Origin of the sequence: Streptomyces sp. SID3343, from assembly GCF_009865215.1 — a bacterium.
GTDB lineage: Bacteria > Actinomycetota > Actinomycetes > Streptomycetales > Streptomycetaceae > Embleya.
Genome location: NZ_WWJX01000988.1, coordinates 1 through 225, shown reverse-complemented (window position 1 = coordinate 225; position 225 = coordinate 1). Strand labels below are relative to the sequence as shown.

1 protein-coding gene is annotated in these 225 nt (G+C 68.9%); it reads left to right on the top strand.

The window, feature by feature from the left end; translation table 11 throughout:
- On the top strand, positions 1-225 hold a 225-nt coding region (locus GT354_RS30830; RefSeq protein ID WP_202512506.1), incomplete at both ends, for a ribonucleotide-diphosphate reductase subunit beta.

Here is a 225-nt window from a genome sequence, read left to right as displayed (position 1 = left end):
GGTCTTCCGCGACGAGTCGGCGCACATGGACTTCGCGTTCTCGGTGGTGGAGACGGTGAGGGCCGAGGAGCCCGACCTGTTCGACGACCAACTCGCGGACGACGTACGGCGGATGCTCGCGGAGGCGGTCGAGGCGGAGACGGCTTTCGCCGAGGACCTGCTGCAGGGCGGCGTGTCGGGCATGACGGTCGCGGACATGCGCTCGTACCTGGAACACGTCGCGGA